Below are 542 nucleotides of genomic sequence, written 5' to 3' on the forward strand. Positions count from 1 at the left end.
CAGCGGGCCGTGCTCGATGTCCAGGCTCGACTGAATCCGCTCGCAGGCGGCTGTCAGGTCTGCGAGGGACGCGAGTTGTTCGTGGCGGACGATTGCGGTTTGGGGTGTGTCGGCGCGTTGCGATACGTCAATCTCCGGAGCAGCTTTGTCTGCCTGTGCCTGTGCCTGTGCCTGTGCCTGCGCCTGTGCCGGCACCGCCATCTGCTTCCACTGCCCCGCCTCGCGCACGAACCGCAGCCTCAGCGCGTCGTGACGCGCCTCCAGCGCCGCTACCGCCCGCTCCAGCGCCGCACGCGCGAGCCGCCCCCGGACCTTCAGCAGCACAGCCTGGTTCCAGTGCGATTCCCCCTGCGGATAACGCTCGAAGAACAGGCGCTGGATCGGCGTCAGCGCGAGCGGCGCGCCGTCGTCTGCGTCCTGCGTCGCGTGTGCGTCCAGCCGCTGCGCGCGCTGCGCGAGACCGCTGATCGTCGGATGCTCGAAGATCTGCCGCGGCGTGAGCCGCCAGCCCGCCTCACGCGCGCGCGCGATGATCTGCAGGC

Annotated in this window: 1 protein-coding gene; it reads right to left on the reverse strand. The window is 70.3% G+C overall.

Annotated elements, in window-relative coordinates; translation table 11 throughout:
* Positions 1–542: condensation domain-containing protein (locus tag JNB89_RS30790; protein WP_223216908.1), on the reverse strand; the 542-nt coding region annotated here is incomplete at both ends.

Source organism: Paraburkholderia phenoliruptrix (assembly GCF_019511605.1).
Taxonomy (GTDB): domain Bacteria; phylum Pseudomonadota; class Gammaproteobacteria; order Burkholderiales; family Burkholderiaceae; genus Paraburkholderia; species Paraburkholderia phenoliruptrix_A.